General features: G+C 53.5%; 20 protein-coding genes. 7 read left to right on the forward strand and 13 right to left on the reverse strand.

What is annotated here, in order from left to right:
• Nucleotides 1–149: 149 nt before the first annotated feature.
• Nucleotides 150–1,451 carry an SLC13 family permease gene (locus EAW52_RS22395; protein ID WP_122044126.1) on the reverse strand — a complete coding sequence of 434 codons (1,302 nt, stop codon included), beginning with the start codon at nucleotides 1,449–1,451 and terminating at the stop codon, nucleotides 150–152.
• A gap of 32 nt (nucleotides 1,452–1,483) precedes the next feature.
• The gene (locus EAW52_RS22400; protein WP_122044127.1) at nucleotides 1,484–2,308 is read right to left on the reverse strand and encodes an amidohydrolase; all 825 of its coding nucleotides are present in this window, start codon (nucleotides 2,306–2,308) and stop codon (nucleotides 1,484–1,486) included.
• A 170-nt stretch (nucleotides 2,309–2,478) separates the two neighbouring features.
• On the opposite strand from EAW52_RS22400, the gene EAW52_RS22405 reads away from it, so the two are divergent.
• From EAW52_RS22405 to EAW52_RS22415, 3 genes are all read left to right on the forward strand, one after another.
• Nucleotides 2,479–3,216, forward strand: coding sequence for a GntR family transcriptional regulator (locus EAW52_RS22405; protein WP_122044128.1), 738 nt, complete (start codon nucleotides 2,479–2,481; stop codon nucleotides 3,214–3,216).
• Between the two features lie 54 nt (nucleotides 3,217–3,270).
• A complete protein-coding gene (locus EAW52_RS22410) occupies nucleotides 3,271–4,296 on the forward strand; it encodes a YhcG family protein (protein ID WP_122044129.1) in 1,026 nt (341 codons plus the stop codon).
• A 221-nt stretch (nucleotides 4,297–4,517) separates the two neighbouring features.
• A complete protein-coding gene (locus EAW52_RS22415; RefSeq protein WP_122044130.1) occupies nucleotides 4,518–5,492 on the forward strand; it encodes a bestrophin family protein in 975 nt (324 codons plus the stop codon).
• Here EAW52_RS22415 and EAW52_RS22420 read toward each other — a convergent pair.
• Nucleotides 5,482–6,384 carry a LysR family transcriptional regulator gene (locus EAW52_RS22420; RefSeq protein WP_122044131.1) on the reverse strand — a complete coding sequence of 301 codons (903 nt, stop codon included), beginning with the start codon at nucleotides 6,382–6,384 and terminating at the stop codon, nucleotides 5,482–5,484. The two genes, EAW52_RS22415 and EAW52_RS22420, sit on opposite strands and share 11 nt — an antisense overlap.
• 113 nt (nucleotides 6,385–6,497) lie before the next feature.
• Here EAW52_RS22420 and EAW52_RS22425 point away from each other — a divergent pair, with 113 nt between their 5' ends.
• The 4 genes from EAW52_RS22425 (at nucleotide 6,498) to EAW52_RS22440 (ending at nucleotide 9,912) form a co-directional block, all read left to right on the forward strand.
• Entirely contained in the window at nucleotides 6,498–6,899 is a 402-nt protein-coding gene (locus EAW52_RS22425) for a DoxX family protein (protein WP_122044132.1), read from the forward strand.
• A gap of 36 nt (nucleotides 6,900–6,935) precedes the next feature.
• On the forward strand, nucleotides 6,936–7,724 hold the full coding sequence (locus EAW52_RS22430; protein WP_122044133.1) for a dioxygenase: 789 nt from the start codon (nucleotides 6,936–6,938) through the stop codon (nucleotides 7,722–7,724).
• Between the two features lie 688 nt (nucleotides 7,725–8,412).
• A complete protein-coding gene (locus EAW52_RS22435; RefSeq protein WP_122044134.1) occupies nucleotides 8,413–9,267 on the forward strand; it encodes an AraC family transcriptional regulator in 855 nt (284 codons plus the stop codon).
• A gap of 39 nt (nucleotides 9,268–9,306) precedes the next feature.
• Nucleotides 9,307–9,912: a LysE family translocator gene (locus tag EAW52_RS22440; RefSeq protein ID WP_372238869.1), complete on the forward strand. Its 606-nt coding sequence runs from the start codon at nucleotides 9,307–9,309 to the stop codon at nucleotides 9,910–9,912.
• A 52-nt stretch (nucleotides 9,913–9,964) separates the two neighbouring features.
• Here EAW52_RS22440 and EAW52_RS22445 read toward each other — a convergent pair whose 3' ends face one another.
• The 10 genes from EAW52_RS22445 to otnI all read right to left on the reverse strand — a co-directional run bounded on the left by EAW52_RS22445 (nucleotide 9,965) and on the right by otnI (nucleotide 20,426).
• Nucleotides 9,965–10,249: a hypothetical protein gene (locus EAW52_RS22445; RefSeq protein WP_019363862.1), complete on the reverse strand. Its 285-nt coding sequence runs from the start codon at nucleotides 10,247–10,249 to the stop codon at nucleotides 9,965–9,967.
• A 75-nt stretch (nucleotides 10,250–10,324) separates the two neighbouring features.
• Nucleotides 10,325–10,903, reverse strand: coding sequence for a chemotaxis protein CheB (locus EAW52_RS22450; RefSeq protein WP_122044135.1), 579 nt, complete (start codon nucleotides 10,901–10,903; stop codon nucleotides 10,325–10,327).
• Nucleotides 10,904–11,522: 619 nt separating this feature from the next.
• Nucleotides 11,523–12,485 (reverse strand): ribonuclease Z, encoded by a 963-nt coding sequence (locus EAW52_RS22455; protein ID WP_122044136.1) that lies wholly within the window; start codon nucleotides 12,483–12,485, stop codon nucleotides 11,523–11,525.
• A 116-nt stretch (nucleotides 12,486–12,601) separates the two neighbouring features.
• The gene (locus EAW52_RS22460; protein WP_122044137.1) at nucleotides 12,602–13,615 is read right to left on the reverse strand and encodes a hypothetical protein; all 1,014 of its coding nucleotides are present in this window, start codon (nucleotides 13,613–13,615) and stop codon (nucleotides 12,602–12,604) included.
• Nucleotides 13,612–13,869 (reverse strand): acyl carrier protein, encoded by a 258-nt coding sequence (locus EAW52_RS22465; protein WP_122044138.1) that lies wholly within the window; start codon nucleotides 13,867–13,869, stop codon nucleotides 13,612–13,614. The genes EAW52_RS22460 and EAW52_RS22465 overlap by 4 nt, the downstream gene beginning before the upstream one ends.
• Nucleotides 13,866–15,791, reverse strand: a complete 1,926-nt coding sequence (locus EAW52_RS22470; protein WP_122044893.1) for an HAD-IIIC family phosphatase — start codon at nucleotides 15,789–15,791, stop codon at nucleotides 13,866–13,868. Before EAW52_RS22470 ends, EAW52_RS22465 begins: the two co-directional genes overlap by 4 nt.
• Nucleotides 15,792–15,815: 24 nt before the next feature.
• Complete coding sequence (locus EAW52_RS22475; RefSeq protein WP_122044139.1) at nucleotides 15,816–17,354, reverse strand: MBOAT family protein; 1,539 nt, start codon at nucleotides 17,352–17,354, stop codon at nucleotides 15,816–15,818.
• A gap of 558 nt (nucleotides 17,355–17,912) precedes the next feature.
• A complete protein-coding gene (locus EAW52_RS22480; protein ID WP_122044140.1) occupies nucleotides 17,913–18,890 on the reverse strand; it encodes a YsnF/AvaK domain-containing protein in 978 nt (325 codons plus the stop codon).
• A gap of 63 nt (nucleotides 18,891–18,953) precedes the next feature.
• Nucleotides 18,954–19,382 carry a YsnF/AvaK domain-containing protein gene (locus EAW52_RS22485; RefSeq protein WP_010798515.1) on the reverse strand — a complete coding sequence of 143 codons (429 nt, stop codon included), beginning with the start codon at nucleotides 19,380–19,382 and terminating at the stop codon, nucleotides 18,954–18,956.
• A 264-nt stretch (nucleotides 19,383–19,646) separates the two neighbouring features.
• Nucleotides 19,647–20,426 (reverse strand): 2-oxo-tetronate isomerase, encoded by a 780-nt coding sequence (gene otnI, locus EAW52_RS22490; protein ID WP_122044141.1) that lies wholly within the window; start codon nucleotides 20,424–20,426, stop codon nucleotides 19,647–19,649.
• Nucleotides 20,427–20,440: the final 14 nt, after the last annotated feature.

Genomic DNA, 20,440 nt, shown 5'->3' on the forward strand with positions numbered 1-20,440 from the left:
TCAACCCTGGTGCCTTCGTTTTGCATCAAATGCTATTTTTTCTTAGTAATACCAGCCCATTATAAAGCTAACAAACTACCATGACACTTCTGTAATCAAGACGGAAAAGCCCCGGGTGATTAACCCGGGGCTTGGCGAACACGCCAATGTTACAAGCAGAATGTCAAAACAAAGTTGAACACCAGGGCGGCGATGAAGCCGAGTGGCGCTGCCTTGAACAGGAGCTTGGGAAAGAGAGCAGAGCGGCTTTGTTCAGTGGGACATGAGCCCAGCAGCAGGCTTCCCCCGGAAGAGAAAGGCGAAATAGAGGTTGCCTGTGCCCCCGCCACGATGCAGATGAAAATGATCATCGGATCAATGGACAGGTTAGCGGCAATTGCGGGCACGATCGGGAAGAGCGCAGGTGTTACCACGCCCAATGTACTTGAGAACAAGGACATCAGCGCCGCGACGACACCGAAAGCAACAGGTACCAGGACGGCCGGTATGTTGGCGCTGATCCAGGACGCCAGGAGATCAACCGTGCCGGCCTTGATCGCAACCGAGATCAGCATACCTACGCCACAGATCATGATGATGGTAGACCAGGGGAGCGTAGCCATGACCTTGCGCTCATCGCCCAGCTTGAGCAGCAGTGCAATCACGGAGAAAACACTGGCGATCAGACCAATATCCATCTTCGAGTTGATAAAGCTGATCGTGTCATTCTGGGGGAAGATAAGGTGGGCGATAGGAGCCAGCAAGACAAGCCCCATCATTAGAAGGGTCAACCACAGCGTGGTTTTCTGATCTTTTGTGAAGGGTGTAGGTGCGCTGATGTTGAACGCAGCCTCCTTCATAGACTGCTTGGGCCCGCTGAGCAGGACAAAGCCAGTGATGACCAGTAGTGGAATTACAATCGTACTGGCGAAAATGCCAAAGCTGTTGATAAAGGCGGTTTGTTCCGGAACTCCTGCATTTACCATCAGGCCGCGGAAGATAATCCCGCTTTGGCTTGAGACAAAATTGGCGCCACCTAATGCTCCGTAATTTACTGCCATCGAACCTAATATTAGGCTCATGCCGGTTCGTTCGCACAAGAGCAGCGTAATAGGCGCCATAAATGCCAGTACCGTATAGTACCCAGCGCCTAAGGCCGCGATCAGAGTGGCGGTAACAAAAACGGCGTAGGGCAACAGGTAGGGTACTTTTCTGCAGCTGTACAGCAAATGCTCCGACAGTTTTTCCAGCGTGCCGTTAACGATGGCAAAACTGTAGAACAGGCATACCGAGAAAATGATAAAGAAGATTTTGAGCGGCCAGAGGTTGATGACTTCCGACGGACTCATGCCCATCACAAACGAGCCGATCAGGTAAGCGAAGGCGATAGCAAACAGGCCGATATTGATCCGGGTCTTGTACCCAAGGACAATGGCAACGGCAATCGCCGTCACGACGAGCAGACTCATCATAATTGTCTTTCCTTGTTGTTATTGTCTGGTTCTCAGGGCTTGAACTTGAATAGTCTGGCCGGGTTGTCCACCAGCACTTTCCTTCTTTCCAGCGCATCCGGGAGGAGGGAGGTCATTATTGAAAACTGGGCATCATAATCGGTCTGGTCCTCGAAGCGGGTATGAGGCCAATCGCTACCCCATAACAGCTGATCTGAGTGTCCATAGGCGTTGCGCAATATATCAACCATTTGGGTGGCTTGCTCTAGACTGGCCTTGCTTCGATAGGTGGCGGACAGCTTGACCCATATAGCCGAGTCAGGCAGAAGCGACAGGAAGGCCTGATGCTCTGGCGTTTCAGGATCTATACAGCCGGCGGGCAAGCCGAAGTGGTCGATGACAACATTGACCCCTGCATCCAATAGCGTTGGAACGATAAGGAAGAGGTCTTCCATGGCACGCTGGATTTCGACCGACCAGTTTCGGTCTGCCATCTTCTTGAAAAAGGTTTGCCACCGTGGCTGTGAGTAATCTTCCAGCGGAAGCCCGACCAGGTTCAGTCTTACACCCACTACTCCTGCTTTTTCCAATTCATTGAGTTCGGCGTCACTGACTTCTGGATTGACTACCGCTGTGCCACGTAACCGTTCCGGATAGACCCGCAGCGCACCTACCATGAAGTTATTGTTGGTCCCCAGGAAGCTGGGCTGTACCAACACGCCATGGGAAAGCCCACACTGCTCCAGATGAGCCAGATAGCTTTCCACAAGGGCATCGTAGTCAGGGCTGTAGCGCCGGTTTTCGGTCAGGGGAAGGTCACGGGAAAAAATATGTGCATGGGTATCGATACCCGTGATGGGCATATATGGCTGAGACATGGGCACTACCCTTGTTGTGTGTTTTTGGCAAAGGTAACCACCACCCTTGCCCATAAAACATATATTCATCTATATGAATAGAGGAACGTATAGCGATGCGTGTTAGCTGTCAATGCATCACCCGGCGGTGCTCGTGGTAAAGTAGGTCTACCAGTCGTTTGGATGACGATATGAACAACGCAAAGCTGGGACAGGATGAGCGTTTACCGCTCTATCAACGGTTGAGTGATGAAATACTGGCCAGGATTGCGTCAGGTGAATGGTTGCCAGGCCAGTCGATCCCCACCGAGGCTGAATTGACCAAGCTCTATGGCGTTGCCATCGGGACGGTGAGGAAGGCAGTGGATACGCTGGTGAGCGAGGGCTTGCTCGAACGAAGCCAGGGCAGGGGGACGTTTGTTCGTCGGCCAAGCTTCAATGCCTCATTCTTTCGTTTTTTTCGCCAGATAGATTCGTCCGGTAGCCAGGCTGTGCCGACCAGTCAGGTACTCAGCCGCACGCTCGAGCAGCCTCCTCAGGCCGTGATCCATGCATTGATTCTCAAGAAGCATGAGCAGGTAGTACATCTGGAGCGCGTCCGTGTCATCGAGGGGCAGCGGAAATTCTATGAGGATATCTGGCTTCCCGGTTCCAAGTTTTCCAATCTTCTAGACGTAGAGCCGAGCAGGTTCGGCAATCTGCTTTATCCCTTTTACGAGCAGCAATGCGGCCAGCATGTCGCATCAGCGCAGGAAACGCTGACGGTGGAATCGGCTTCGGCTGAGACGGCTCGGATTCTGGAAATCGAGGAGGGCAAACCGGTTGTCGTGATCGAGCGTATCGCGCTGGGCTATGACCGGCTTCCCATTGAGTACAGAGTGTCTCGGGGTGCGGCAGAAGGCTTTCGTTACCAGGTCGAGATAACCTAAAGAGTCACTTTAAATCGGCCGTTTCCAATAATTATCCTGGACGTTCTCCACGGTATGTCTGATCAGACCACGCCCAATCTGCCTCTGGATGACAAGCGTTTTGCTGAGGTGGCCAGTCTTATTTCCACCGCTCGCCAGCGAGCGGTTCAGGCCGTCAACATCGAGTTGATCGATTTGTATTGGCGGGTAGGGGCGTATATCAGCGCCAAGCTTGAAACCGCGGAGTGGGGAGACGGGGTCGTCGATCAGTTGGCGCGCTATCTTGCACAGACTCAACCCGGCTTGCGTGGTTTCACTCGCGCCAATCTGTTCAGAATGCGCCAGTTCTATGAAGCGTACCGTAACGAACCATCACTAGCCGCTCTGGTACGGCAGTTACCATGGACCCACAACCTCATTGTTCTCAGTCAGAGCAAGCGCCCCGAAGAGCGTGAGTTCTATTTACGGCTGGCCATGCAGGAACGGTGGTCCAGCCGTGAGTTGGAGCGGCAGTTCAAGTCTGCACTGTTTGAGCGCTCCGTTACGCAGCCTGCAAAAGTCTCGGCAGCGCTGAGACAAAGTCATCCTGAGGCGCTGAGTGTGTTCAGGGATGCCTATATGGTCGAATTTATTGGGCTTCCGGAGGGACATGCAGAGGCTGATTTGCACCACGGACTGCTGCAGCGACTCAGGGATTTTCTGATCGAACTCGGGCGGGATTTCTGCTTCGTCGGCTCCGAGTATCCCTTACAGGTCGGTGGACGGGATTTCGCGTTGGACCTGCTGTTCTTCCATCGGGGCCTGAATTGCTTGGTGGCCATCGAGCTCAAGGTAGGCCGATTCGAGCCGGAATATCTGGGTAAACTCGAGTTCTACCTTGAGGCGCTGGACCGCACCGTACGCAAGGTGCATGAAAATCCTGCAATTGGTGTTCTGCTCTGTGCCAGCAAGGATGATGAAGTCGTTGAGTACGCGTTGAATCGATCTTTTTCGCCTGCGCTTGTAGCGGAATACCAGACCCATTTGCCCGACAAGAAACTACTGCAGGAAAAGCTGCATGAGTTTTATCGGTTGAATATTACTGGTGGATCAAGAAGCTGAGAGGAATCGATAGGCGGTCCGTTGCCCTGGCTAGACCTTATAAAACGCTTTTAGCGCGCTAGTTAGCCTAACCACCCGTCGAGCCTTGCCAAAGGTTATGAATCAGATGGCCGACACGTTCTGAATAGAACAGGTTGCTGATTCGAAAACTCTTTTACGGCAAGTCCGCGGCGAGCCAGTAGAGATAGGCAACCATTCATTGCGCTGCTAAAGGTGTTCCGATGTCCAGGTCGATCCATAAGAAAGTCGCCTTGTTACGCAAGACCTTCTTTTATGTAGGTTGGTCTTTGTTCTGGCTGCTTGTGTGGGACATAGCCGTCACAGCAGAGGCTATGCTGTACGTAAAAGACCCGATTGACTTGCCACTCACGCCCCTGACATTGCTTTGTTCAGCATTGGTAGTGCTGATCAGCTTTCGTAATAGCAGTGCCTATAACCGCTGGTGGGAAGCGCGTACCTTGTGGGGCGCAATGGTCAATAGCTCTCGCAGTTTCGGCCGGCAGGTGATGACACTTATTGATGATGTGGGTATAGGGCGTAATCGAGTAAAGATGGTTCTTCTGCTACGTCATATGGCCTATATCAATGCACTGCGCGCACATCTGAAGGGTACCTCATGCGTAGAAGCTGCGGGACCCTACCTGGCCCGGCACGAGTTATCAATGGCTGAAGGCAGCAGCAATTTCCCCAATGACATACTCAACGGCACCGCACAGCTATTGGTTAGAGAGCTAAACCAGGGTCGCCTCGATAGTATCCGGTTGGCACGAATTGAATCGACTCTCGTGGATATGTCCAACTGCCAGGGCGGCATGGAACGCATTAACAACACGCCATTACCTTATCCCTATGTCTATTTTCCAAGACTTTTTACAACGCTCTTTTGCATCATCATGCCCATGGGGCTAGTCAGTACATTAGGCTGGTACACCCCTGTTGTTTCCTCTGTGGTAGGTTTCATGCTGCTCGCATTAGAGCGAATAGGAACCGAGCTTCAGGCACCTTTTGCCGACAGCCAGCACCAGATCGCCATGGATAGTCTGTGCACAACGATTGAAAAGAATCTGCGTTCTTTGCTCCAGGAAACGGCAGCGCATGTAGCGGAGGAGGATCTGGTAGAGGCTATTCGAACAGTGCGTGTAGAACCCGCTGCACCTGCAGAGACCAGTGTCGTGAAATCCATCGCTAACCTGTAGGCAAACCGCCTCCTAGACTATGTTGCAGATGCTCGATAAATGTCCTCACTTTGGCTGAAAGGAAGCGGCGGTGAGGGTAAACAGCATAGAGAATGGGGGTGTAGCTGGTCTTCCACGCTTGCAGTAGCGGTACTAGGCGGCCAGCTTTTATGTCATCGCCAATGATGAAGCTTGGCTGCAGAATAATTCCATGACCTGCCAAGGCTGCAGTTCGCAAAACATCGCCGTTATTGGCCCGAAACATCCCGGATACCTTGACTCGTACTTCTTCTTCGTCGCGTTGAAAGAGCCATTCATTACCCTGGCGCGCGTACGTATAGTTGAGGCAGCGGTGTTGTCTGAGTTCCAGTGGATGCGCTGGCGTTCCATGCTGTTTCAGGTAGAGCGGTGAGGCACACACCACTACGTCGAGTACGGCCAGTTGACGTGCGACTAAGCTGGAGTCGTCGAGCTGGCCAATACGTACTGCCAGATCGAAACCTTCCTCTACAAGGTCAACGACTCGGTCATTCAGTTCAAGATCAACATATACCTCTGGGTATTGCTCCATGTATAGGGCAATTACGGGGGCCAGCTGCAGGATACCAAAGGAGAACGGGGCATTGACCCGTAGCCGCCCCCGCGGATGCTGGACATCAGACTGCAGGGCTGTTTCCAGGTCATCAAACTCGGCCAGCAACGGAAGAATGCGCTCATAGAGTGCACGACCCGCATCGGTAAGGCTTAGCTTGCGTGTCGTCCGGTTAAGCAGTCTCGCATCGTATTTACGCTCAAGAAAGGCGATCAGTTTCGTAAGTCCCGAGCGGGACAGTTCAAGTCGATCAGCGGCCGCAGCGAATGATCCTAGTTCCACTACTTTGACGAAGGCAGATAGCGCAGAAAGCGTATCCATATCGATTTCCAAAATGTAAATAATTCATTTTTATTTACCCTATTTATCTCTAAAAGGGAAATACAAAGAATAGCGGTATCTGACCGATCGCACCTTTTTCTAAGGATTTAACGATGGATACTCGTACCGCTTCCTATGCCGCGCTTCTGTTGCGCTTAGCGCTAGGTATCATGTTTCTGGCCCACGGCCTTACAAAGCTGTTCGTCTTTACCTTGCCGGGTACCGCACAGTTCTTTGAATCGGTTGGTTTTCCAGGCGTGCTGGCCTATCCGGTTACGTTCTTCGAAATTCTGGTGGGTGCAATGCTGATACTGGGCATCCTGCCTCGCTGGGTTGCAGCCGTTGCGGCGGTACAATTACTGGCAGCCTCTTCCGTACACTTTGGAAATGGCTGGTCATTTACCGCAGCTGATGGCGGCTGGGAGTATCCTGTTTTTCTGGCAGTCACGGCCGCTGCGTTGGCACTCCTGGGGCCCGGTGCCTTGGCTCTGAAGCCATCGTTTCGTAAGGATTAATGTTCTAAACCGCGCTGCATCCTTGAGGAGAACACCATGAGCCGACTTCCCACGATTTTCATATCCCACGGTTCGCCAATGGAGGCATTGGATGCAGGGCGGGCAGGGCAGGCCTGGACGGAGCTTGCCGCGGCGTTACCACGTCCGAGAACCATTGTAATAGTCTCCGCTCATTTTTCGGCGCCATATCCAGTGCTCGGAACGACCGCGCAGCATGACACCATCCATGACTTTTATGGCTTTCCTCAGGCGCTTTATGCGCTGCGCTACAACGCGCCGGGTGAACCTGACCTGGCTTTTCAGCTGGCAGAGGCGTTACAGGCTCAGGGGTTGCCGGTACGTATTGATCCTAATCGCGGGCTGGATCATGGCGCGTGGGTGCCACTGCGTTACATGTATCCTGATGCCGATGTTCCAGTCGTCAACCTGTCCATTGATGAAAACAAGGGCCCCGCCTATCACTACCAGCTCGGTCAGGCATTAGCGTCATCATTGGCTGACGACGTACTCCTTATCGCGTCAGGCAGTCTGACACATAACCTGGGCGATTTTCGCAGGCCGCACCGGTCCGTTCCCCGCTACGTCACAGTCTTTCAGGCGTGGATGCAAGACCGCCTGAAGGCTCGAGATATAGCCGCTCTGCTGGACTACCGTGAGCAGTCACTGGAGGGCGTTCAGGCTCACCCGAGTGATGAGCACTTGTTACCTCTTTTCGTTGCATTGGGTGCAGCAGGTGAGCAAAGCGAGGCACGCGTATGGTTCAGCGAGATAAACCATCAGATACTGGCGATGGATGTGTACCGGTTTGAGCGTGGCCCTATTTGAGACATCGATAATGAGGTGTGTCTATGGACTACAGATACTGTCTAACCTGAAGCAAAAGTCGGTTACAGGCTAGATACAATGGCCCTCAAGCCCTTGCCGTCCTACCGCTGGCTTAAGATTTAAAACAGCTTTCCAGGAAAGCCGCAGACGCAAGTATGATCTCCAAGTCATTATTTCTTTCACAAAAAGACAGTCCTGGGGGCGCCTGGTATTACGCTATTTAGCGTTGCCTCCAATGCAGTTTTGGGACGCCAAAGAAGCAGACAGTCAATCGCTCCCATGTTAGGTAACAAGACTGTTCCCCAGCGAAAATCCTTGACGCAGACATCTATAATTAGATCCTTTTCCCCAGGATCAGTGATCTGTTGTATAGGTGTAAGTACCAGTACGTCCCGTAAGCATCTGGCAAGGTGTTCTTCAATGGTGCTCTTTTCAGACGGAAAGTCTGGCTCGAGAAACCGGGTTAAATCGCTTCGAGATCTAACCGTTACAGTTCCAAGAAACAAGCGGGATGTTGGTCTGCACGCATGTCGTTTGAACAGATTCCTGGGTTGGTCCTGGCTGCGCCAATTAAGCCAACGCCCAATATGACTGCACAAATGTTCCAGATTCAATCGGAAAGAGGCTGATACGATACCAAGACGATCTGTTTGTTGCCGTCCATGATATCAAGGCGAAAGTCCTAACTATGACAGACGACAGGAAAAGCTGGGTTCATCTAAGCCAGGACGCCGAAACCGGTATCGAGACCATTCGTGCTCATTTTGAGGGTCATGCTTATGATCCCCATTGGCATGACAGCTATCTTGTAGGGTTTACCGAGCAAGGCGTGCAGCAGTTCAGCTGCCGCAATGCGCTGCACGTCAGCACCCCTGGTAAGGTCTTCATGCTTGAGCCGGGTGAGATTCACGACGGCCATGCGCCGGCAGAGGGTGGGTTTACCTACTCCATGCTTTATTTGGAGCCGCAGTGGATCGAGCGTGAGCTGAGGATGTTGCATGAGGATGCGCCTGTACAATGCCTTCCCAGTTTTGGCGCAACACTGACCGATCAGACCGAACTCATGATCGCCATTGCCGATGCGTTCAAAGCGCTCGAATACAATGATTTGAGAATAGTAAGGCAGACCGCGCTGGATCAACTGCTGATCAAGCTGACCGACCATGTGAAATGGCGAATGCGGGGAGCTTATGATCCCAGACTTCCATTGGTAGCTTATCGCGTTCGAGATTATCTTCACGCTCACATGCAGGACGATGTAGGCCTGGATGAGCTTGCTAATACCGTAGGCGTGGATCGATTTCGCTTGACCCGAGCCTTCAAGGCCGCCTTTGGTTTGGCACCCCATGCCTACCTCATCCAGCTGCGACTCGCCAAGGCTCGTTTTATGTTGGCGAAAGGCGATCAACCGGCCGAGGTTGCCGTGAGACTCGGTTTTGCGGATCAGAGCCACATGGGCCGTTGGTTCCGCCGCGCCTATGGGCTGACTCCAGCCAGCTACCGCAAGCGCTGCTCAAATCTTCCAGACGCCTCACGCAGCTAACCCCACAATCGACTTCAGCCGTATAACTGTGGAGTCGATATGATGATTTCTGTGCCGTTCATTCTGTTCTCTCTGGTAGCCTCCATCACTCCAGGGCCTACCAACATCCTGGTGCTAAGTCACAGTGCCCGCTATGGATTCTGGAAGGCATTACCTATTGTGCTGGGCGGGTGTGCGGGCGCGGCCGGTATCGTGCTGGTAACAGGCGTGGGGATTGGCGAAAGCCTGACGAGCTACCCGTTGATCCAGCTCGTGATGAGCACGGCCGGCGTGCTGTGGTTGAGTTATCTGGCCTGGCAGATCTTTAGCAGCCCAGCCACGCCATTGAATGAGATGAGTGAGTCCATGGCCAGTGACAAGCGCGTCGGGTTTGGCGGAGCGGCTGGGTTGCAGCTGATAAATCCAAAGACCTGGATGATGGCGATCGCCGTTATCAGCGTGTTTACGCAAGCCGGGTCAGACAAGGCCGCGCAGGTGGTACAGCTGACATCTGTATTCTTTGCGATATCGATTCCGTGTCTGACGGCATGGGCAGTGCTGGGCGCTAGCGTTTCGCGCTGGCTCGATTCTGCCATCCGTGTCAGATACTTCAACCGTCTCATGGGCCTGCTGTTATTGGGATCGGCTTGGCTGAGCCTGCTTTGATGCTTGTCCCATAGTTAGGCCAGACAACTGCCTGGCCTAACTATGGCTGTCTTCATGTAGTACTTTCAGGATATTTGGCTCGAGCCAGCCAGCCCTTCCATAACCATTTTCTCTCATGAACATCCAGAGGAGCATCGAACGCGTGCAATGCTAGCCACTGGTTGAAACGCAGCTGTTCGAGTTCTTCGGCTGGCTTGCATACCGGCCCACCCAGAACCTGTTCGATATTGTTAAGCAGTGGGGCAGGTACCTGTTCGCGATACAGGCAAATCTGCTCTCTCAAGACATCCAGTGTGTAGGTGAGGATTTCCTTGTCAGAAAACTCAGGCACGGACATAAGACACCTCTTGCAGCATTGATCATTAAGCAAAAACGATTAAATACGATCCGTCGCGATGTCACATGAAGCGGGTTAGTGCTGAGTCGTTAGTTGGGCAAGCAAAAGCCCCATTTCTTTTACCGGCACGCAATAGTTCGGGTTACAGGCGCTAAGTTCATGAATAGCCGTGGTCGAGCTAATAGCCTGTCTTTGATCCTCCACGATACAGATTCCCCCGGCGCCTTTGATGGCGCACAAGCCCTCGACGCCGTCTCGTCCCGATGCTGATAACACCGCGCCTATTGTACGCGGCCCAAATACCTTGGCTGCAGAGGTGAACAGTTCATCTGCTGAGGCATGCTCATGCCTTGCGGAATCAAGCCGTTTAAGCCTGACCATGCCCTTGGGCTCTATAGTAACTTGATACCCAGGCGGAGTAAGATAGACGCAGCCCGCCACGAGTAGCTCGCCGGGTGTGCATACTTTTACGGGAAGGAAGGTATAGCGTCCCATAAGCGTTACGAGCGCCTCTACAGGGCTGTCGGTTGCTACACGAAGCATCACAACGACACAGGTTTCCAGGCGGGAAGGAAACATGCTGGCGAGCTGGCATAAGGCTCTTAGACCAGGAAGGGAGGAGGTAATAACTACAATGTTGTTGATTGAGCTCATCTTAAACTTCGCATGCAAAACACTGTGAAAGCATGTCCTGATGAAAAGGTAACTCCGGCTTACTGCCCTCACGCTCCGTATGCGGCTGCGTACAGACGGAAAAACAAAGGGAATAAAAAACTGTATCGCCGCGAGTACAACAACTTCGCCAACACACTAAACGCGGCGATACAGAGGAGCACACTTCATGAGCTATGACATCACTACAGAACAGGTTCAAATACAACCTGTATTCAATGGAAAGCTGGGTGAAAGATAAGTTGCAGAATTGCTAAGTCATTAAATTCTTTGAACTTTATTCAAATACAAGTTTTGCTAAGTAGATACCAGACGCTGATTAAGATAGCGCTTCGTTGGAACGGCGCAATTGTGCAGATTTGCTTTTTAATCTTCTACATGAAAATTGTACGTGTATAATTATGGACCTATCTGTTACGTCTTAATCCTGTAATATCTTGAAACATCCATCAATCCTTATATACGACTACGGCAGCTGAAACAGGTAAGCTTTAGTCCCGGATCACAGCTGCTACTCGCCGTCGACGTTGGACGTAAGCAGTGAGTCAATGGCGTGAGCGTTCAAGGGCATACGATGCTACCGGTCTCATCTACCCAGTGATCACACAGAAACAAGGCTTAGTACCCCTGTTTTGGCTAGCCGATATCGAGCAAGGTCTTCTGCCAGAAACAGCGAGCCCTGGTAATGGTGTGCAGCCTCACTACGGATATCCTCAATGGAGGGAGACTGCTCCGGATTGGCTTGATAGCGGGCGCTAAAGTGCGTCAGGACAAGATTGGGCAGCCCGCTGGATTGGGCAAAGCTCGCAATCCCGGCCGCTGAGCTATGTCCGAATGTATCGCCAGCCCTGTCTGCAATATCTTGTGTATATGTCGACTCATGAACAAGCACCTGAGCTGGCTGGCAAAAGGTCCGCAACAGCTCGGGCTGATCGTTGTCACCGCAAACGACCAGGCAGCGAGCCGCATGGGGGTAGTACACATAATCGGCGCTTTTAAACGTTTGGCCTTCATGGACCACATCAATGCCTTTACGCAGCTGTCCCCAGATTGGGCCGCGTGCAATACCTTCGGCATTCAATTTTTCAGTGTTTAGATGAGGCTCACGGGCTGTTTCGGTAAACCGATAGCCGAAAGAGGGCACGCGATGGGAGAGGGGCGTAGCATCGACCGTCCACCGTGGAAATGCCCACTGCCCCAGCGCCTCAGCCGGCAGAAACTCTACGTCAAAGGGCAGGTACAACTGGGTGAATTGTCGAGTCGCGTTAAACCATTCGGCAATGCCCGCCGGGGCAATGATGGGAAGTGGCTTCTTTCGGCCTGACATGCCTGCGCTGGCCAGGAGGCCTGGCAAGCCATAACAGTGGTCACCATGGACATGTGTAATGAAGATGGCCTGCAGATCATGCAGCGACAGACGTGTACGCAGTAGCCGGTGCTGAGTTGCCTCGCCGCAATCAATCAGAAACCAGTCACTGCCCATCTCTTCCTGTAGGGCAAGCCCGGTCACGTTGCGCTTCTTGGTCGGTACGCCGGCAGACGTGCCCAGAAATAGTAAATCCACAAATGCCTCTATTTATCGGTGCCGTACCAGTATCAAGACATAGTGTATATCGCAGATGGCTGTGAGGTGGTAAGCGTGAGGCTTGCCGACCTCCATGTCGGCGTATTTCAGAACGCTCAGGTTCCAGGCGCGACGTCATTTCTGGCGATTCGGATCTCTTGTACCATGGCCTCGGAAAACTTCTGGGCGGCTGACCAGCGCAGGTGGATTGCATCTATAAAGGATGTTTTGGCGGTAATCCATTCCTTGTCGCCATTCCAATACTGGGCCTTGGTTGGCGCCAGGGCGGTAGCAAGCTGCTGGTCGAAGTTAGCCAGAAATACACCTGTTGGATCTTGCTGGGCTTTCCAGTCAGGATGTAATGGCGTGGATACGACCGTTAATTGCCGTCCCTCCTGGTACAAACGGGTAGCCAGGGTTTGTAGGGCATTGAAACAGGTTGAATCCAGCGCCTCCGGGCGGCCATAAAGCAATTCACGACTGTTCACCGTATTGAGCGGGCCGTCCCCATGGCGATTGAACACCAAGGGATCGAACTCGATACGGTTGGCGCGCTGATCTTTTACCTTCAAGGCATTGCGCATCAGCGAGCCGGGTGAGAAATAGTGCATATAGTAAAGCCAGGGTGACGTTTTCTCATACACGTACTGATCAACATCGTTGCGATTGAATACGGCAGCCGAAACACGCCAGCAACCTGCAAAGTCTTGGGGGTCGACTACCATCAGGACATGCCTGACGGTAGGTTCCCGGTCAAGTAGCCAGTTGGCAACGTATACCGATTGATTGGCATGCAGACCACAGAAGGCGCCGTTCAGCGGGCGCGTACCTGGGGAATGCCTGACGATGGCATCACCATCGATATGCCTCCAGGCTACAGATGACCCTATCACCAGCAGGTCTGGCGATTCGATGGGATTTTCACGTAGAAAGCTGAGTTTCTCATCAACGCACAGGCTATTGGAGAATGCCGGTGGGGGCAGGTTATCTGTGCCGCGCAGGCCGAGCAGCAGCATCCAGAACGCCGCGAGGGCACCTGCCATTCCGCCAAATAGTGCCAGCAGGTAGCCGGCAGAAATCCTGCTGCCGGAACTGGAGGTGGGCTTGTCATCCGCTGCTGAAGTCTTCATGACACCGCTGCTCCTTCGAGTTTGGATTGGATCAGCTGAGCGAAATGGCCCACATTCTTGAGTGACTCAAGCTCTGCGGTCCTGAACTTGATACCAAAACGCTGCTCTGCCGCCACGATCAGGATGACATGCGTCTGGCTGTCCCAGCCGTCGATGTTGTCAGCGGTCATGTCTGAGGCAAGCACAATGTCCTCGTCATCAAACACATCGCGGAAGACCTGGGTCAGTGCGTTGAGAATGTCCTTATCGTTCATACGTCAGTAACCTCGATGAAGTGGCGGGAAGTACGGGGTGAGAGCAGGTCATAACGCCAGAAGCTGGCGTTGGGGATAGCGCCTTCAGGTGCTGGGCAATGATCGAAGCCCAGCGCTGCATAATGTTCGGCAACCATGCCGTTCCGGTCGGTAGGGCGATATTCACCGATGAGCGCTGCCCAGCCAGCTGCCGTCGCGCGTTTGATCAGTACGTCGAGGACGGCCTCTTCTACCTGACGGCCCAGGACGCGGCAGCTCATCAGCCAGGTATCGATAAGAAGTTCATCCTGAGCCCATGCGGTATCTGCGCGTGCGAGAACTACGCTGATCAGGCCGTTATCACCGAATTTGTCGCTCAGGCGCACCGCAAGGGCAACTGCATGATTATCTGCTGCAAGGCGTTCGACCTCCACTTCGCTGTAGCGGCGCGTCGTAAGGTTGAACTGATTGGTCTTGTTAATCAGCTGCGTGGTACGGATCAACTCTGCCGGACCGATGGTGGTAGCGGTAAGAACCATCTGCAGACCGCGCAGGTAACCTTCCATGTCGGTTGCCTGGCTCATGGCAACCTTGCGTTCGGCGTTAAGGGCATAGTGACGGCTGCGTGCAGTGTCGTCTGTGGTGAACGAGACTGTCTCGAAATAACCGGCAGCCGCTACGCGAGCAGGGTAGTCGGCTACATCCTCGGGAAGTTCCGGCACCGCCACCTCGGGTAGCTCACGGCGAACAATGTCACGCTCAGCCGGGTTATCGTCGACAAAGACTAGGCTGTCCAGTCCGATATTGAGCAGGGAGGCGATACGCCGCAGGTTGCCGGCTTTGTCTTCCCAGTTGGCGACAAAGGCGGCGATATCGGAGCGCTTGAGACCCATTTCAGGGTGGTCGAACGCCGCTTCAGCTACTGCCAGATCGTTCTTGCTACAGACCGCGAGAATGATGCCTCGTTTGGCCAGCTTCCCTGCGTAATGCTGGAATGCCAGAAACGCTTCACCGGCCGGTGATCCCTGGCCTATCTGGATGCCATGAACACCATCGTCGCCAATCACGCCGCCCCACAGAGTGTTATCAAGGTCCAAAACCAGGCACTTGCGTGAGAGACCGACCCCGGCAGCAGCAACCCTTGCCAGCTGATCGCCATAAAGGGGGGCCAGCGTTGGGCTGACCAGCTGTTTGGCTTGGTGCCACCGCACAGGCTCAGCCAGACCGGTGCCATACATCCCTTGTGCAGCTTGCCACGCCAGGTCCATCAGCAGTACACCTTCTTCCTTTGCCGCTGCACGGATGGCGGTATTGAGCCGCTCGATTATGGCAAAGGGCGCGGCTGGAACATGGGCTTCGAATGAGCCGAACAGCAAGGGTTCTGCAGTGACAAGCGTTTGCTGAATAACCTGCGCTGCGTAACGTTCCCGGGCGAGGCGCCAGAGGTGGCGTAACTCCTCGATACGCGTCTCAACGGCGCTTGAAACCTGCGCCTCTGATGCATCCAGGGGCAGCTGCAGGGAAGTGTCTTTTGCATCCACGGCCAACAGAATCACCTGAGGGGCAAAGGACGATAGCGCAGGGTCGTCCATTAGTAAGGCCTGTCGATACATGCCATACGGGGCAACATACACGGACAAGGCCAGACGCCGGGAGAGACCTGCTACCCGAATGGCAGGAGCGAGATGGTCCACGGTATGGGAGGAAAGCAGGGCGATGCGCAAGGGACGCAAACCCAGTGCTGCCAGATCTCCTGCTATGGTGAGATCACTCAGTCCTTCTGCGGCAAGTTTATCCAGTCGGATGGTAAGGGTGAAGTCGCGTCGAAATCCGGATAAATAAGCCGCCTGACTGAGCCGCTTGGCAGGGTCTGGCTCTCGCTTGGCCTCGCTGATCGCTGCGCCGAGATCTGGATGAGGGGGAAGCCAGGGTAATAGGTCCATCATGGAATGCTCCTGTTTCGACACTTAGAACTGGAAGTAAAGAAACTCGGTCGGGGCCGCAGAGAACGCAGAGGCCAATGCAAAAAAACCCAGTACACCCAAGGCAGCGCCTAGCACTGGCGTAGGCCGCCACGCCACGGAGGGGAACCAGTGTTCGATCCAGTTTTCCTTTGGCCGAAAGTTCAGGGCAGTGCGGAAGTGATGCATCCACTGGCCGATATTGGGCATGGTCCAGACAAAGGCCAGCAACATAGCGATGGCCAGGAAATCGGACTTGTCGAGCTTGGTCGAGACGTCGCTCAGGCCCACCATGCCGGTGAGGATGGCCATGGCAGCGGACACGCTTTCGGCTCGGAAGAACACCATGGCCACCACCACACAGGTGAAGGTGAGCAGCAATGCAGCGACCTGATGGATTCGGTTATCACTATCGAGCTTCCAGCCTTTACTGACCTTATAGGCACGCCAGCCATGGGCGACCACAAGGTAAAAACCGTGCAGTAGCCCGAATGCTACGAATTGCCAGCCGGCCCCATGCCAGACGCCGGAAATAAACATGGTGAAAAGGGTAGGGTAGGCCACCAGCGCTACAAAGGTACCAAGCGACATTTTTCCGCGCTTGGGCAGGGGCTTACCGGCAGCCAGCCGTGCACGGGTAATCCGCATGACGATGGGATTGTAGATATAGGCGGTCAGAAAGCGTGTCAGCGTCATGTGCCAGCGAGACCAGTAGTCGATCACGTTGCGCGCCTTGAACGGGCTGTTGAAGTTGGCCGGTAGGCTTATTCCAAAAAGAAGCCCCAGGCCGATCGCCATGTCGCTATAGCCGGAAAAATCAAAATAGATCTGGAGGGTGTAGGTAAGCGCGCCGGTCCATGCGTCGAAGAAAGAGGGCGTCACGCCGTCGGCTGCCAATGCAAACACCGGCGAAGCTTTTTCACCCAGCGGGTCGGCGATAACAACCTTCTTGAATAGCCCCAGCAGGAAGATAGTGGTGCCAATAGTGAGATTATCCAGGCGGGGTTTGAAGTTGTTGCGTTCGCGAAACTGCTCCAGCATCTCACGGTGATGGGTAATCGGTCCGGCGATCAGGTGCGGAAAGAAGGTAATGAAAAGGCAGTAGTTGAGAAAATCATGTTCAACAACTTCACCGTCGTGTGCATCGACCAAATAGGCAATTTGCTGGAACGTGAAGAACGAAATGGCCAGGGGTAGAATGATGTCACTGACCGTCCAGCCTGTATCGAGCACATCATCAAGCGTGCCGAGCAGAAAACCGCTGTATTTGTAGTACCCCAGCAGTGCCAGGTTGGCGGCAATACCTAGTGTCAGGGCCCAGCGGGAAGGGTTGCGAAGTAGATAGCCACCCAGCAGGTAATTAAAGATCATGCTTGCGGCCAACAGTGGAACGTTGGCTGGATTCCACCAACCATAAAATACCAGGGAGGCTAGTGTCAGCCAGACGATCGCCAAGCGTTGTCGACCCGTCCCACCCAAAACAAAAAAGCCTAACAGTACGACAGGAAGAAATCCGGCTATAAACGCAAACGAGTTAAAAAGCATCGTCCTGACCCTCTTAACAACGCCGCTCCATGGCCAAGGGCTCGCCTGGCGACAAGCCAGAGCGGGGTGGTTTCCTTGGCACTGCATCATGAATGGCTATCACTGATATCCACCGCGGCCATCTACTACCGACCGCGCATAAGTGCCTTTCACCGTCGCGTACGGGGATTTTGATCCAAAACGTTTGTGCGCTCGGCCACAGAAAAATCCTATATCTCCGTGTAGCACCTATGCTTAGCGCTTGCCAAAAAAGCTCGCCGCTTCAAGCGGCAGATTTGCTTATTTGTGTGATCTAGTTTGCTTTATGTGGAAAGAAAAGCGCCGTTTATTAATGTTCTGTTAATGAGTCTTTACCAGACTGCCCATAAATTGTGACGGCTATCACTCATAAATGGGACGCGGTTGTTGTTGCTCCTTAAAACAAATAACGGAATTATGCAATAATACCAGCCCTGTTAATGGTTTAAGAAAACTACCAAACCCATGCACATAACCAAGTAATCAGAGACGTAAAAACAAAAAGGCCACCATTAGGTGGCCTTTTCGCTAAACAGACGATTAGCGTTTGGTGCGGGTGGTAGGATCGATATCGTCCATATGATCGGTGCCCCGCATGCTAGCCCGGGTTGCGACATTGTCATTTTCGATGTCTACATCGGTACGGCGTACTGTGTCACGAACCGTTTCGTTATGATGAGTCGTTTCCTTACCTACCACGACTTCTTCCACGACTCGAGCGGTCTTCTCAACAACGGCTTCTTCTGCCGTTTCCTGGATCTCTACCGTTCCAGATTTGAAGGCAGAAAGATCGTCAGTGGAGACTGGGCGGTCGACAGGGCGACGTTCGATAACGGCATGCTGTTCGCTGAGGTTGACCGTTTCTTCAACGGGACGCTCACTCATACGTGATACCACTCGTACGCGGCCCAGGCTGTTTTCACGTTTGCCGACCTTCAATTCTTCTTCCATGACTGGAATGGCCGTGCGGTCAGTCGCTTCAGTAGGCGTCTGGTCAGCGAGGGTAGTGGACCCTACACCCAGTGTAGAAGCTGTGTTGGGGTAGTCACTCGATACCGGCCCGGTAGCGGCGCTGGTGCCCATGGTGGTCGCTGAAGAGCCGATTGCACCCTGGTTGCTCCAATTGGCGCTGCGCTCGTCGATATCAATTGCGCCATTGCGCTCCATGATTTCTTCAACGACACCTACTTGTGCGTCGTCATTGACGGTAACAGTCACTACGGTGGATCCACGGCGTACCGCTTCAGGATAAGTATCGGCGTAGCGGCTATTATGGGTGTCGCTGTCGCTAAAGATTGAGCGGAAGAAGCCGCCGATCTTGTCGGTCATTGATTCATCGTCGTGAGTACGGGTGTCGGACCGCATGGAAGTATCTGTCGTGCCGTCGAGCACGGGGGATTCGTTAGAGGCGGCCATACGGATGTTCGTTTGGGATACGCCTTTGGACAAAAGCTCACGCTTAACCTGTTCTGCTTCGTTAACGTGGTCAAATGCTGCAACTAGAATGTGCTGTTTCATAAGGTCACCTTTCGTTCTCTTCGGCAGCTGTGCTGCGATTCGATTGGGCGGTGCAGACTGCGATTACCGCGCGGAACCGGAGTGATCTGACTCCGGATGAGAGTGGCTGCGTTCCACAGTCACGTTTTCGCGTTTCAATGTGACCGGCACGGTACGTTGTGCTTCACGAGTGACGCGTTGGACATGAAGTTCTTCCTTCAACATCAAGCGTTTTTCAACAACCAGAACTTCTTCGAAAACAGGGATGATGGTGACATCACCGTCCTGTCGCACCTGTGGAAGGTGAGCGGGGTCGACTGGCGTGTCGAATTTAACCCGTTCGATAACCGTTTCCTCATACCGCAAGGCGTCAGAAACAGTGTATTCCTTGGACTCGACGGTCTTGTTGATCCGGACGCGGCCGGATTCGACAGTCTCTTTATGAAGCTCAGCACGCTCCTCAACGATAGGTATCGTTTCGGTTGCTTGCCTATCAGACTGGTCGTTGTTCATCCGTCTATCCTGCCGTTGATTTAGCTGGGTGTTTTCATGCCCTTCGTGAAAATGGAGTGAGTCACGAACGGTTCGTTCAGAGAAACTTACGAGCGGTAGGGCCGGTTCTAGACTGGTTGAGAGCTGTGTCTAAAACCAGAAGATTTACAGGAACGTAAGCGGTCTGTAGGAGTCAGCCCAATGCAACCGAGCAAGCGTAACGCTGTTAAAGGAGATAATGAGAGGAAGCGGACGCAGAAACGCCCGCCGACATGAAGAAAGGACCTAAGCGCTCAGATGACGCATCCATGCCAGGCCTTCAGATGTATTTCCACGGGGACGGTATTCACAACCGATCCAACCGGTGTATCCCAATTCATCGATCAGCTGGAACAGATAGGGATAATTGATTTCGCCGCTGTCTGGTTCGTGGCGGTCCGGTACGCCAGCAATCTGGATATGCCCAATACCTGCTATGTCACGACGTAGTTTTGCAGAGATATCTCCTTCTACGATTTGGCAGTGGTAGCAGTCAAATTGGACCTTGAGGTTGGCAGCACCCACTTCTGAACAGATGGCCTGAGCCTCATCCTGCCGATTCAGGAAGAAACCGGGCATATCACGCGTATTGATAGGCTCGATGACTACCGTCAGGCCACTCTTGGCCGCTTCCTGCGTCGCATAGGTGAGGTTTTGCAGGTATACCTCACGGTGTGCTGCGCGATCTGCGCCTGCCGGCAGCAGTCCGGCCATGACATGAAAGCGGTCATTACCCAGAGTGGCAGCATAGTCCAGCGCACGGGCGATGCTATCCCGAAATTCAGCTTCGCGGCCGGGGAGGGAGGCGAGACCGCGCTCCCCTGTCGCCCAATTCCCAGGCGGTGCGTTGAACAGCGCCTGGACAAGTCCGTAGTCGTCGAGCCGTGTCTTGAGCTCGGCAGCTGGGTAGTCATAAGGAAACAGGTACTCGACTGTCTTGAAGCCATCGGCCGCGGCCGCAGCAAAGCGGTCGAGAAAGTCGTGTTCGGGATATAGCATGCTCAGGTTTGCAGCGAAGCGGGGCATGGTCTCTCCTTCGA

The organism is Pseudomonas sp. LTJR-52 (assembly GCF_003691465.1).
Lineage (GTDB): Bacteria > Pseudomonadota > Gammaproteobacteria > Pseudomonadales > Pseudomonadaceae > Chryseomonas > Chryseomonas luteola.